Origin of the sequence: Streptococcus sanguinis (assembly GCF_019929145.1) — a bacterium.
GTDB lineage: Bacteria > Bacillota > Bacilli > Lactobacillales > Streptococcaceae > Streptococcus > Streptococcus sanguinis_U.
In genome coordinates, this window is sequence record NZ_JAHZOW010000006.1 from 1 (window position 1) to 13,083 (window position 13,083).

Below are 13,083 nucleotides of genomic sequence, written 5' to 3' on the forward strand. Positions count from 1 at the left end.
GTTTTCAAAGGGCTTTGTCTTTCGCGACAACTATATTAGTATATCACCTATACCACCCAACTGTCAATACCTTTTTTAATCTTTTTTCGTTTTTTTCTTGATAAAAAAACTTGATAGTCGAACCCATTCTATTAAAACAGATAGCGACTCATCAAGCTTGATCATTATAAAATCGTATTATCTTGAAAATCTTTTAAATGATTTTTCAAATCTTTGAGCATGGCTCTTCTTCCTTTAAAACGCTCATTGCTCATCAATCGCTGGTAGTTATCCAATCCGACATCATCAAGAGTTCTTTTATAATTGTCAATCGCTTCTCTGAAGGCAACTAACTCATCTAGAAACAGTTCTTTTGATTTTAGTCGATGACCAATCTCACTCACTTCTTCATAAGGCTGGCGGTCCAATTTTCGCTTTTGGCTTTCTTGTTTACGGATTTTATCATGTATATGATTTCTGAATTTTGTTTTGAAATAACGATAGAGTTTTTCCTCATCATTTTCAATTCCTTTTTCTTTAAGCAGAAGTTCGTATAAAACTAACATCCCTTCTTGCTCCCAATCGCTATGTTCCCACAAGTGTATATAGTAATCTTTCTTACACTTCCAAACTATCCATTTCACCTTCTCATAAGTAGCTTTAAAATCCATAGTTCCTCCTTAAAATTTACTTGGCTTAATTCTACTGTAAATAGAAAGCAAGGTGGACTTTTTCTTCTAAAAAGCATCTTTCAGGAGCCCTTCTGACTCGAATAGCTATTTTTAAGTCATTTCAGGCACATATTTAGTCATTTGGGAGGATTGTACGAAATATGAAAGCAAGAAAAAAATCAAATGCTAACACATTTGATTTTTTAAACCTAGCTCCGCCAGTAGGACTCGAACCTACGACATCATGATTAACAGTCATGCGCTACTACCAACTGAGCTATGGCGGATTATATAGTCCGTACGGGATTCGAACCCGTGTTACCGCCGTGAAAAGGCGGTGTCTTAACCCCTTGACCAACGGACCATTTCTTGTCCTTCTGCAGAACATATTCCATTATATCAGCTTTTCTTCCTTTGTCAATAATTATTTCAGAAAAAGAGAAAAAAGTTGGAATTTCTCCAACTTCTTCTACTCGGAACTTTTTTCTTCCATTTTCGTTTTAATTTCATCATAAGAAAGCGCATGAGCTTCTTTGTCTAATTCAAGTTCAGACTCTTCTGGCATTTTGCCAGTTTCATACAATGATTTAATCTGATTGCTATCCAAAGTTTCATATTTAAGAAGCGCTTCGGCAATCAATTTATGAGTTTCACGATGGGACTGAATAATCTCTGCAGCTTTGTTACGTGCTTCATTAAGAAGTTCTCTTACTTCTTCGTCAATCTCATATGCTGTCTGTTCTGAAATTGATTTTTGAGGACTGGCTGCACCAAACATAGCATGGTTTCCTTCGTATTGAACCGGACCAAGTTTTTCGCTCATTCCATACTCTGTTACCATACTGCGGGCCATCTGAGTTGCCTGTTCAAAGTCATTAGAAGCACCTGTTGTTTGAACATTAAAGATAATCTCTTCAGCCACACGACCACCCATAAGACCAGCTAATTGCTCTTTCATATCTTCTTTAGATAGAAGCATTTGGTCTTCCTTAGGCAGGGCAATCATATAGCCACCAGCACGTCCACGAGGGACGATAGTTACCTTATGTACGACACGCGCATTTGACAATACCAAACCAACAATAGTATGTCCAGCTTCATGATAAGCAACCATTTGACGATCGCGTTCAGACACCATCTTATCTTTCTTAGAAGGTCCTGCGATTACCCGGTCTTCTGCTTCATCAATATCATCTGCATCAATGACTTTCTTGTTACGACGAGCAGCAACCAAAGCAGCTTCATTCAAAACATTTTCCAAATCAGCACCAACAAAACCTGGTGTCTGTTGAGCAACTAGTTTCAAATCAACATTTTTAGCCAGCGGCTTATTCTTAGCGTGAACACGAAGAATAGCTTCCCGACCTTTAACATCAGGACGGCCGACCAATACTTTTCTGTCAAAACGGCCAGCACGCAGCAAGGCTGGATCCAATACATCCGAACGGTTAGTAGCCGCAATGATAATGATTCCTTCATTGCCTTCAAAACCATCCATTTCAATCAAGAGCTGATTGAGGGTTTGCTCACGCTCATCGTTACCACCGCCAAGGCCAACACCACGCTGACGACCGACTGCATCGATTTCATCGATGAAGATAATTGCAGGGGCTGCTTTTTTCGCATCTTCAAACAAAGAACGAACCCGGCTTGCTCCGACCCCAACAAACATTTCGACAAAATCAGAACCTGAGATACTGAAGAAAGGAACTCCAGCTTCCCCAGCAACTGCCTTAGCAAGCAAGGTTTTACCAGTTCCTGGAGGGCCTTCCAGAAGGACGCCGGCAGGAATACGAGCACCTAGTTTGGTGTAACGTTTCCGATCTTTCAAAAACTCAACAACTTCTACTAGCTCTTGTTTTTCTTCTTCGGCACCAGCTACATCTGAGAAACGAACCTTAATATCTTCTTTATTAGCAGCACGCGCTTTATTGCGCCCGAAATTCATGGCACCGCGGGCACCGCCGCCGCCACCTTGATTCATCATGGACATAAAGAAGAAGATGACAATCACAAAAGGAACGATGGAAGTGAGGATTGTAATCCACATTCCGCTTGAACTTTCGCGCTTTATGCTGATTTCAGTGTTATGCTCAGAGGCTAATTTTTGTAAATCAGAAATTGTAATATCTGACGGTAAAATAATACTTGTGAATTTCTCTACTTTAGAAACGTTTGGAGAGAAAAATAAAATCCCTGTATCTTCTTTCGATTCCTGAGGTGTTTTGTAAGTACCTGAAATCTCAACGACACTGCCATTTGGCTGGTAGCTCATCTCTGTGACATTATTTTCCTTAATTTCCTTCACTAATTCTGTGTAATTGATTTGCTGACTGCGACCGCCAGTATCTCCTGAAAAGAAATACTGAAACCCTGTCACTAGGACAACAATAATCAGAATATAGAGAAATGGATTTTTTATTAAACCATTATTTTGCTTATTTTTCATCTATTAATAGTAAACCTTTATTTTGTATAAACTTTTTCTTTCAAAATACCAATATATGGAATATTACGATAGTTTTCATTGTAATCTAACCCATATCCAACAACAAATTCATTTGGAATTGTGAAACATGTATAATCTGCATTGATTTCAACAACACGGCCTTCTGGTTTATCCAAAAGTGTAGCAATTTTAACTGATGCAGCATTTCTTTCCTTAAACAAATTGCACAGATTTTTCAAAGTCTGACCAGTATCGATAATATCCTCAACAAATAGGATATCACGTCCTGTGATGTCTTGATCAATGTCTTTAATAACATTAATGACACCTGAGCTGGCAGTACCACCATGGTAGCTGGAGACCAACATAAAATCAAGCTCAATATGTGTGTCAATATGCTTGATTAGTTCAGCCATAAAAGGGACGGAACCTTTTAAAATTCCAACAAAAATTGGATTTTTACCTTGGTAGTCTTTGGTTAATTGCTGACCAAGCTTTTTTGCAGCATCCACGATTTCATCATGGGAAATCAATATTTTTTTGATATCTTGTTCTAGCATAATTTTACCCATCTATTTTCTGAATATAAAGTACAGTACTCATTATATCACTTTTTAATGCCTTACTCAAATCACTGATAGCAATATTTAAGATTGCTAAAATTTGATGATTTTGTTCCACTACTACAGATGAATTCCGTTCTTCAAAGGAAACCTTCTTATCAATAAAAAGACGACGAAGCTTTTTGTGATGACCATTCAGCAAAATACTGTCTCCCTCTTTTCGGAAGCGGAGTATCAGCGAAGTTTCACGCGAAACAAAAATTTTCTGGATATTTTCACCACTCAAAGGAATCCCGAATGAAAATCGATAATGCCCAAACTCAATCAGATTCTCAAATTCTAACAAAATTGAATCCATTTTTAAATCGGGCTTACGACTGATTTTTCTAATTTCAAAACGCTGGTAATCTTTAACAAGCTCATAGTCTTTTTTCAAAGTGTGCTGATAATTGGCCTTAGTCTGCAGGATGTTTAAAACCTCCTCAAACTGCTGCTTGCTCAAATTCAGTCCAGAAAAGTTTTCAAGATAGTTCTGCAATAGAAAACGTTGAACCTGGGGGATTTGCTGATGAAAGACTTGGACATTTTCTATATCTAAATCCCTAGTCAAGTGAGACAAAGCGGTCTGCCAATCTTCAATTTCCTTGCCCAGATACCGCAAAGAATCCTTAAATTGTGGGTTTTCTTTTTCTAGATCCGGCAGATAAAGATTGCGAATTCGATTTCTGAGATAGTCATTTTGAAAATTACTGCTATCTTCAAAATGCTGAATATCTGGAAAGTCTGACTTATGAAAAGTAAACAAAGGACGAATCAGTTCCCCGCAAGCAAAAGGCTGGACAGCTTTCATGCCGGACAGATGACGAAGTCTAGCTCCACGCAGCAGCCGCATAAAAACAGTCTCAGCTTGGTCATCTTCGTGGTGGGCAGTTACCAAAGCTGTATAGTGCCCCTCCTGCATCACGTTCCCGAAAAAATCATAACGAAACTGCCGAGCAGCATTTTCTGAAAAATTACCAGAAAAACTTGATGTAAAAATCTTTACACCAAGCTGTTCCGCAATCTTTACCAATGTCTTTTCTTCTTGATCTGACTCTGGCCGCTGTTTGTGATTGACATGAGCAATCGCAAGCTCGATAGCCAGTTCTTTTTGAGAATCAATCAACAGCTGCAGCAGTGTCATAGAATCCAGTCCACCTGATACAGCAACCAAAACTTTTTGATGGTCTTGGAAATACTTTTTCTCCTGCATTTTTTTAAGAAATTCTTGCTTAATCATTTCAGAACTCCATAGACATCGTCTGCTATCTGAGAAATATTATCGTAGTTTGAATTATTAGTAAAAATGACAATGATAAAAGGAGAATCTGTATAGACAATCGCAGCATCGTGCTTAAAATCATAGGCGTCACCAATTTTATGAGCCACTTTAACATCTATATTTTTAGAAATCCGCTGATTATCATAATTTGTCTGAGACAAGGCATCGATAATCATGCCATTTTGCTCATAGATCGCTTCCAAAACATTTCCAGCCATACGTGAAGAAGCTTGTCTTTCTTCCACATCCCATTTCTTGCCAGCTATTTTGTTAATCGTCTGCTGAAAATTTTTATCAGATTGATTGGTCGCATAATAGCCTAAGATATTGTGGGCGACATTATCTGATTCTTTGGCCACTCGATTTATCAAATCCTGAACTGAATATTCCTTGTCATCAGCTGACTTAGCAATACTGCCACTTCCTTCTGGTTCGTAAGCACCTGCAAAATCATTGACTGCTCCAATATACTTGAACTTCTGATCTAACGAAAGTTTTTTCTGATCCAGCTGTTCCTGCACATAGTAGAGATAAGGCAGTTTGGTCACACTGGCCGAATACATCTCTTGATCTTGATTGATACCTGCTTCTTTGCCTGTGTCCAGCTGTTTGACATAGATAGAGTAGTCCGCCTTGTTATACTTACTGCTCAAAATTTCTTGAACTTTGTCCATTCGATTATCAGTTTCATCCAGAAATTCCATAGAAACCCAGCCCTGTCCTTCAATCTGGGCATAAGTTCCTTTGACTGTCTGAACAATTTGGACAATGTTTACTTTTGTATATGGAGCTACTGTTGCATTGATTTTTTTAGCTCCGTTGATATTGGCTTTATCATAAAGAATAAAGCCTGGTTTCAGCCACATTTCTTGATGGATATCTTCAATTGACTGGACAGTATCTTCGTAAATTGTGTTTTTGTCCGCTATCACAAACTGCCCATTTTTCAGCTTGAAAATCGGGACTTCTTCTTCATTTACATAAAATCCTGTTATCTGGATTGGCTGGTCTGGAACTAGCTTTCCAGCAGTCTTACTCAGAGTAGAATCTGTAAATGTAGGAGTTTCTTCATAAACATTAGGATTTGTCGGGATGCTATCATAATAGCGTCCATACGCAGTGCTTGTAAAATGATATTTTTCTTCCTCGTCTAACACGAAATCTTTTTCGGTACTAATAACTGTGATACTGCTAAATAAAGCTGGCAACAAAAATATCAGTAACAAAAGCTTACGCATGTTTTCCCCTTTCCTCTTGATTTTCTCGAAGTTTCAAAGCTTGATTTTTTTCAGACAGTTCTTCCAATTTCTCATCTGAAAAGGCCAAGAACTGCTCAATTGTTTTTAGTAAATCTTCCATAACTACTGTGGTAATAAATCTGGAATGGTATAAATGTACTCACCCTCTTTTGAAAAAGAGTATTTAGCGCGTGCATACTTAGCAGCATAGCTGTCATCTTTTAACTTTGTTGCTATATCAGATTGATAGACCTTTTCTTCGCTGAGCGTTTGATATTTCTCCTTCAGTTTAGAATACTGTTCACGACGCTGCAGCAAGGTTTGATAACTCTGGTATAAATTATAGGTAGGTAGAATAAATAAGAGAATCACCAAAATCAGAACCCAGCCCATAAAACGGTTGCGTTTTCGCCGTTCCTGATCCACATATCTGCGGCGTTGATTTTCATCTTGAATAAAACGATTATTGAGTTGGACGATATTTTTAGGCATCTTCTTCTATCCTTGTTTCACTGACGATTTCGTACATTTTAGCTGCATCTTCTTTTTTAGTGCTGTCTTTCATCTCTAAAACCTTTACAGTCAAGAGTTTATTACCAAAGCGTACTTCAACCAAGTCATCCACTTTCAAATCTGTTGAGCTCTTGGCCAAGATACCGTTCACTTTTATCCGACCCTTGTCAGCTACTTCTTTAGCCACTGGACGTCGCTTGATAATCCGTGACACTTTCAAATATTTATCTAATCTCATCCTATTACCTCATTTTCTCTTAATTTATTATTCTACCATTTTTTGAGAAAAATAGAGCTTAAAAAGCCAAACTTCACTGAATTGTAACCTTTATTCTGCCTTGCGTTGTTTAATTTCCAGCATCTTTTCTCCAAAATTAACCAGACCTTCTAAAATCTCATAATCTTTTTTGTTCCTCACATCAAAAATTACTTCAATCAAGCCATTTTTTTCACCAATTCGAGCCTTTAAATTCGTCATCGAAAGTGCTTCAAAATAATCCTGCGTCAGATAAAGCTGCTGCGAAATCTTCTCAAAATGAATACTTACTGCATTCTGCTTACGTTCTACTGACTTTACAAATGCTTGATCTAAATAAGACTTAGCAAGTCCAATCTCCAGTAAGTATGCTACAACATCAGGGTATTCCCCAAAGCGGTCAATCAATTCATCCTGTAGATTTTCATAGTTTACACGGCTGTCAATTTCACGAATTCTCTTGTAAATTTCAATCTTCTGTCTTTCATCAGAAATATAGTTACTAGGCAGATAGGCATCAATCTGCAGATTAATCTCTGCATTGCTCTTTTGACGTTTGTTTTCTCTACCCTGCTTTTTAGCAATGGCTTCTTCTAGAAGCTGTGAGTACATCTCAAAACCAACAGAATCAATAAAGCCAGATTGCATACTTCCTAGAATATTGCCAGCCCCTCGAATAGACAAATCTCGCATGGCAATCTTAAAACCAGAACCTAACTCTGTAAATCCTTTAATAGCCTCTAGACGCTTTTCAGAAACTTCTGTTAAAATTTTATCTGGTCTATACATCAAATAAGCATAGGCAATCCGATTGCTGCGGCCAACCCGTCCACGAAGTTGATACAAGGTTGACAGCCCCATGTGGTCAGCATTTTCTACAAACAAAGTATTGGCATTGGGGATATCAACCCCAGTTTCAATAATGGTTGTGGTCACCAAAATATCGTATTCTCCATTGATGAAGTCCAGTAAAGTGTTTTCTAAACGAATCTCACTCATTTGACCATGAACATAGCCTATAGAAGCTTCTGGGATTAACTCTCTTAACTCTGAAACTTTCTGTTCAATTGTGTCAACCTTGTTGTAAAGATAGTAAACCTGTCCACCTCGGTCTATTTCACGTAAGACAGCTTCTCGAATTACTGTAGGATTGCTTTCTAAAACATAGGTCTGAACAGGATAGCGATTGGTAGGCGGGGTCTCAATGACTGACAAATCGCGAATCCCCAGCATAGACATATGAAGAGTTCGAGGAATAGGAGTTGCTGTCAAAGTTAAGACATCAACTTTCTTTTTCAATTCTTTTAATGTTTCCTTATGTTTAACTCCAAAACGCTGCTCCTCATCAATGATGATTAAACCTAAATCCGCAAATTCTACATCTTTTGATAAGAGTCGGTGGGTTCCGATGATAATATCAACTTGTCCCTTCTGCAGCTTCTCCAGAGTCTGTTTTTGTTCTGCTTTACTCCTGAAACGGCTGAGTACCTCGACATTAACCGCAAAATCATTAAAGCGTTCTTTAAAGTTAGTATAGTGCTGCTGGGCTAAAACCGTTGTTGGTACTAATACAGCCACCTGTTTATGATCGTTGACAGCCTTAAAAGCAGCCCGCATAGCTACTTCTGTTTTTCCAAAGCCTACATCACCAACTAAGAGCCGGTCCATTGGACGACTGCTTTCCATATCCTTCTTCACTTCCTGAATACTTCTTAGCTGGTCCTCTGTTTCAACATAAGGAAAATCATTATCAAATTCCTCTTGATTAGAATCATCCGCTGAGAAAGCAAAACCTTTTAGCTGGCTACGTTCAGCATATAGTTTAATCAAATCATCCGCAATATTCTGAACCTGATGCTGAACTTTTTGCTTACTCTTCTGGAAGCGACCGTCATTTAGCTTATTTACCTTAGGTGTTTTTCCATCGCTGGCAACATACTTTGATAGGAGATCAATCTGGTCAACTGGAATCGAAATACGATCAGAATTTTGATATTGAATTGTCAGATAGTCACGGTGGACGCCAGAGATTTCAATCGTTTCTATCCCCAGATAACGTCCTATCCCATGAATATTATGGACAACATAATCCCCTTTCTCTAGCTCATTGTAATCTTTCAGTCGTTCAGCGTTGGAGATATTCTGACGTCGAATTTTTCGTTTTATTTTCTTGTGAATAATTTCGTACTCTGTAATAAACACAATTTTCTCATCTACGAAATTAAATCCCTGAACAAGACTTCCTTCAATAAGCTGAACTGCATTTTTGTGAATCTCAGCTTCTTTTATATAGTCTAAATGAATATCATATTCCTGTAAATTTTTATGTAAACTTTGTAAACCTGCCGAAGGATTCGCTTGTAAGATGATTGTATAGCCAGATTTTTTATAACGATTAATTTCTTCCTTGAGCAAGGGAAACTGACTGAAAAATTCTTGCATTGGATACTGATTGAATTGATAAAAAGTATCAAATTTCAGATTTCCTAACCCCTTTTGAAAGCTTGAAAAGAAGGTTGCTGGTTTATATTGACGATAATCTTGGTATTTATCTGCAAAATATTTCTGACTTGATAAAGCTTTACAACTTTGTAAATCATCTGTCAACAAACTAGCTGTTTCCAGTTCAAATTGAGCATGCCGATCCACAATTTTTTGAAAATCATCAAAAAATACAGGACTATGAACAGGCAAGTAGTCTAAAATAGTCCATTCTTTCTGATAAAAATAAGAAAGGAATTTGCGAATATCTGCATGATGGAACTCCTCTTTGGCACTTATTAGTAGCTCTTCTAAGTAAGATTTCAAAGCAGGATCAACAGCTTTTTCTAAAATAGCTTCCAGATTTTCTCGTCCTCGAGCATAATCTTTCTCAGAAAGCAGGATATCAGAAGCAGGTTTAATCAAAATACTTTCTATGTTATCAATTGAAGTTTGATTTTCTGGATTGAAAATCCGAATACCATCAATTTCATCGCCAAAAAACTCCAGGCGATAAGGTGCCTCTGCTGAGCGCTCAAAAATGTCTAAGATGTCTCCTCTTAGACTATATTCTCCCTGACTTAAAACTTGAGACACCTTCTTGTATCCTGATCTTGACAACATCTTTACAAGATTATTTAGGTCATATTCTTGTCCAACTGTCAAATTTATATTGGTATTTTTAAAATCAATAGAATCAGGCAAGAGTAATTTGCTGGCTGCGACATTAGTAACTAGAATTCCAGACTTTTGATGGTCTATTAAAAAGTTTAGAGCATCTAATCTCGAAAATATTTTTTCCTGTGAAGCAAAAACAAATTCTGCTATAGGAGTATCATCTGCTAAGAAAGTATAGACCTTGTCTTCTCCCAACAAAGAAATCAAATCACTAGCCAAACGATCTGCTTCATTTTGACTAGAAGTCAGCACAAGGATTTTCTCTGATTCTTCTAATCCAGCCGCTATAGTGATTGCTTTTGTTGATGCAGACAATCCCATTATCAACTGTCTGCTGCTTTTATGGAGATTTTTCTTCCAATCTGAAATTTGCTGGTTTTGACAAAATAAATCAATCAAGTTCATTTTATTATCCATTATACTTCTGCATTGCTTGTTCAAAATTGCCTGACTGTAAATAATACTTTACAGCATTGTCAACCTTATCAAGAGTATTCAGAATTGTTATATAATCATCTTTATCAAATTTTCCTAGAACATGGTGGACCACTGTCATGCCTTCTTTTGGACGGCCAATACCTATCTTTATCCGTTTAAATTCTTGACTTCCAATGTGTTTGATAATAGATTTAATACCGTTATGGCCGCCAGCTGAACCCTTGCTGCGCAAACGAATTTTACCAACTTCCATATCCAAATCATCATAGATGACCAATAAATCCTCTATATCTAAACCATAGTATGCTAGTAAAGCTTGAACGGCCTTTCCGCTCTCATTCATAAATGTAGTTGGTTTTACAAAATAGACTTTTTCACCATTCAGAAAAGTAGAAGCAATATCTGCTTGAAAGATTTTATCAGTTGTAAACTTTAAATCAAGATCTTTACAGTTCTTGTCAACTAGCATAAAACCAACATTATGTTTGGTTTCGATATATTTTTCTCCTGGATTTCCCAGACCGACTATTAACTTTACCATTTTTCTCCTTTATAAAAGCCAAAAGGGCTGGAAAAAAATTTCCAACCTAGAATTTTTAGACTTTACAAATACTTTACACATTAAATCTAAATTCCATAATATCGCCATCTTGAACGATATATTCTTTTCCTTCTTCACGCAAACGTCCAGCTTCTTTAACTGCTTTTTCGCTGCCATAGTGCACTAGGTCATCATAAGACATAGTGACTGCTCGAATAAAGCCTTTTTCAAAGTCTGAGTGAATAATGCCAGCTGCTTGCGGAGCTTTCATTCCACGCTTAAAGGTCCAAGCACGCACTTCCTTTTCACCAGCTGTAAAGTAGGTTCCAAGTCCCAACAGATGATAAGCTGCTCTGGTCAGTTTATCTACACCTGATTCTGTCAAGCCGATAGCTTCCAGAAATTCTGACTTATCTTCATCGTCCAATTCAGAAATCTCTTCCTCCGCACGCGCTGAAATGACAACAACTTCAGCATTTTCTGTAGCTGCAAATTCACGAATCTGCTTCACATAGTCAATATTATCTGGATCTGCTACCTCATCTTCACTGACATTAGCCACATAGAGAACCGGCTTAGTCGTTAAAAGAAAGAGTCCTTTAACGATTTTTTGTTCTTCTTCCGTGAATTCAATTGTGCGAGCTGACAGACCATCTTCCAGGACAGGCTTAATTTTCTGTAAAACATTAAATTCTGCCACTGAATCCTTATCTTTTTGGGTACGAGCCATCTTCTCTACACGCGCATAGCGTTTGTTAATACTTTCTAAGTCTGCTAAAATCAATTCTAGATTAATGGTCTCAATATCAGCCATTGGATCTACAAATTCAGACTCACGGCCCTGTTCTCGCATGACGTTTTCATCATCAAAGGCACGTACTACATGGACGATAGCATCTACTTCGCGGATATTGGCTAAGAATTTATTCCCTAGTCCTTCTCCTTTTGAAGCACCTTTCACAATTCCAGCAATATCAGTAAATTCGAATGTTGTTGGAACTTTCTTCTGTGGTTTGATGAGTTCTGTTAATTTATCCAAACGAGCATCCGGAACTTCTACCCGCCCGATATTTGGATCAATTGTCGCAAAAGGGTAATTAGCTGCTTCTGCACCTGCTTTTGTAATTGCATTAAATAAAGTTGACTTACCAACATTGGGTAAACCAACGATTCCTGCTGTCAAAGCCATTCTTATCTTCTCCATTCATCTTTTCAATCCAAACCATTATACCATAAATCCTTATCCTAAACAGCGGATTTAAGTTATTTTTTCTAGCTTTCTTTACAAAAATGTAAAATAAATTGAAGAAAAAAATGGTATAATATAGCTAATATTTTTATTAAAGGAGTCCCTAATGAAAAAGAATACTTTCAAAACACTTTTTCTTTCCTTCCTTGCGATTTCCGCTTTGTTTGTTTTAGCTGCCTGCAGCAGTCCTAAAAAAGCTTATTTCCAGCTGATTGACCAAAATACTAAACAAGATAGCCGCATCACTGTTGAATATAAAGGTGATGAGCTTCTTATAAACGAAACAAACAACACCTTCTACTATAAACCAGTTGGCTTGACAAAAGACACTGCTAAAGAGCAGACAGAAGCCTATGCTAAATCTATTGAGGGTATCAAAGGATTAACTCATAAAATCGAGTACAAAGATGATTATTTAACTGAAAAACTGACAATTGATTTCAGTAAAGCTGATATTGAAGAACTACAAAGTAAACAGCTTCTTCAAACATCTGGTAATCAAAAAGCGGATTATATCAGCTATAAAGAAACTGCTAAATTACTTGAAAAAGCAGGTTATAAAGAAGTTAAAGACGGTAAATTTGAAGATCTTAAATAAAAGCAAAATGGATAGGACTTTTTAAGTCCTATCCATTTTTGATTGAAAAATCAGAAAAAAATCTAAATCTAATCTTCAGCAATGCAAATTAGTTTTCTACAATAGCAT

General features: G+C 37.2%; 12 protein-coding genes and 2 tRNA genes. 1 reads left to right on the forward strand and 13 read right to left on the reverse strand.

Annotated elements, in window-relative coordinates; genetic code table 11:
* Positions 1-164 precede the first annotated feature (164 nt).
* The 13 genes from K1I94_RS10190 to ychF all read right to left on the reverse strand — a co-directional run bounded on the left by K1I94_RS10190 (position 165) and on the right by ychF (position 12,317).
* Entirely contained in the window at positions 165-650 is a 486-nt protein-coding gene (locus K1I94_RS10190; protein ID WP_060976337.1) for a sigma-70 RNA polymerase sigma factor region 4 domain-containing protein, read from the reverse strand.
* 213 nt (positions 651-863) lie between these two features.
* Positions 864-937: transfer RNA gene (locus K1I94_RS10195), tRNA-Asn, on the reverse strand.
* A 5-nt stretch (positions 938-942) separates the two neighbouring features.
* Positions 943-1,014: transfer RNA gene (locus tag K1I94_RS10200), tRNA-Glu, on the reverse strand.
* Between the two features lie 105 nt (positions 1,015-1,119).
* Entirely contained in the window at positions 1,120-3,099 is a 1,980-nt protein-coding gene (gene ftsH / locus K1I94_RS10205; RefSeq protein WP_223313942.1) for an ATP-dependent zinc metalloprotease FtsH, read from the reverse strand.
* 17 nt (positions 3,100-3,116) lie between these two features.
* A complete protein-coding gene (hpt, locus tag K1I94_RS10210; RefSeq protein WP_223315304.1) occupies positions 3,117-3,659 on the reverse strand; it encodes a hypoxanthine phosphoribosyltransferase in 543 nt (180 codons plus the stop codon).
* Between the two features lie 4 nt (positions 3,660-3,663).
* A complete protein-coding gene (tilS, locus tag K1I94_RS10215; protein ID WP_223315247.1) occupies positions 3,664-4,941 on the reverse strand; it encodes a tRNA lysidine(34) synthetase TilS in 1,278 nt (425 codons plus the stop codon).
* Complete coding sequence (locus tag K1I94_RS10220; protein ID WP_223315248.1) at positions 4,938-6,221, reverse strand: serine hydrolase; 1,284 nt, start codon at positions 6,219-6,221, stop codon at positions 4,938-4,940. Before K1I94_RS10220 ends, tilS begins: the two co-directional genes overlap by 4 nt.
* Complete coding sequence (locus K1I94_RS11365; protein WP_263281177.1) at positions 6,214-6,342, reverse strand: SP_0009 family protein; 129 nt, start codon at positions 6,340-6,342, stop codon at positions 6,214-6,216. Before K1I94_RS11365 ends, K1I94_RS10220 begins: the two co-directional genes overlap by 8 nt.
* A gap of 2 nt (positions 6,343-6,344) precedes the next feature.
* Positions 6,345-6,713: a septum formation initiator family protein gene (locus K1I94_RS10225; RefSeq protein WP_002894303.1), complete on the reverse strand. Its 369-nt coding sequence runs from the start codon at positions 6,711-6,713 to the stop codon at positions 6,345-6,347.
* On the reverse strand, positions 6,706-6,972 hold the full coding sequence (locus tag K1I94_RS10230) for an RNA-binding S4 domain-containing protein (RefSeq protein WP_002894302.1): 267 nt from the start codon (positions 6,970-6,972) through the stop codon (positions 6,706-6,708). The genes K1I94_RS10225 and K1I94_RS10230 overlap by 8 nt, the downstream gene beginning before the upstream one ends.
* 90 nt (positions 6,973-7,062) lie before the next feature.
* Entirely contained in the window at positions 7,063-10,566 is a 3,504-nt protein-coding gene (mfd, locus tag K1I94_RS10235) for a transcription-repair coupling factor (RefSeq protein ID WP_223315249.1), read from the reverse strand.
* On the reverse strand, positions 10,559-11,128 hold the full coding sequence (gene pth, locus K1I94_RS10240; protein WP_223315250.1) for an aminoacyl-tRNA hydrolase: 570 nt from the start codon (positions 11,126-11,128) through the stop codon (positions 10,559-10,561). Before pth ends, mfd begins: the two co-directional genes overlap by 8 nt.
* 73 nt (positions 11,129-11,201) lie before the next feature.
* Entirely contained in the window at positions 11,202-12,317 is a 1,116-nt protein-coding gene (ychF, locus tag K1I94_RS10245) for a redox-regulated ATPase YchF (protein ID WP_223315251.1), read from the reverse strand.
* Between the two features lie 166 nt (positions 12,318-12,483).
* Here ychF and K1I94_RS10250 point away from each other — a divergent pair, with 166 nt between their 5' ends.
* A complete protein-coding gene (locus tag K1I94_RS10250) occupies positions 12,484-12,975 on the forward strand; it encodes a DUF1307 domain-containing protein (RefSeq protein ID WP_002922817.1) in 492 nt (163 codons plus the stop codon).
* The last annotated feature ends 108 nt before the right edge of the window (positions 12,976-13,083 follow it).

Bases quoted from the DNA above. Each gene is read 5' to 3' on its own strand.
- K1I94_RS10190 (WP_060976337.1), bottom strand. From the start codon at position 650: ATGGATTTTAAAGCTACTTATGAGAAGGTGAAATGGATAGTTTGGAAG.
- ftsH (WP_223313942.1), bottom strand. From the start codon at position 3,099: ATGAAAAATAAGCAAAATAATGGTTTAATAAAAAATCCATTTCTCTAT.
- hpt (WP_223315304.1), bottom strand. From the start codon at position 3,659: ATGCTAGAACAAGATATCAAAAAAATATTGATTTCCCATGATGAAATC.
- tilS (WP_223315247.1), bottom strand. From the start codon at position 4,941: ATGATTAAGCAAGAATTTCTTAAAAAAATGCAGGAGAAAAAGTATTTC.
- K1I94_RS10220 (WP_223315248.1), bottom strand. From the start codon at position 6,221: ATGCGTAAGCTTTTGTTACTGATATTTTTGTTGCCAGCTTTATTTAGC.
- K1I94_RS11365 (WP_263281177.1), bottom strand. From the start codon at position 6,342: ATGGAAGATTTACTAAAAACAATTGAGCAGTTCTTGGCCTTTTCAGAT.
- K1I94_RS10225 (WP_002894303.1), bottom strand. From the start codon at position 6,713: ATGCCTAAAAATATCGTCCAACTCAATAATCGTTTTATTCAAGATGAA.
- K1I94_RS10230 (WP_002894302.1), bottom strand. From the start codon at position 6,972: ATGAGATTAGATAAATATTTGAAAGTGTCACGGATTATCAAGCGACGT.
- mfd (WP_223315249.1), bottom strand. From the start codon at position 10,566: ATGGATAATAAAATGAACTTGATTGATTTATTTTGTCAAAACCAGCAA.
- pth (WP_223315250.1), bottom strand. From the start codon at position 11,128: ATGGTAAAGTTAATAGTCGGTCTGGGAAATCCAGGAGAAAAATATATC.
- ychF (WP_223315251.1), bottom strand. From the start codon at position 12,317: ATGGCTTTGACAGCAGGAATCGTTGGTTTACCCAATGTTGGTAAGTCA.
- K1I94_RS10250 (WP_002922817.1), top strand. From the start codon at position 12,484: ATGAAAAAGAATACTTTCAAAACACTTTTTCTTTCCTTCCTTGCGATT.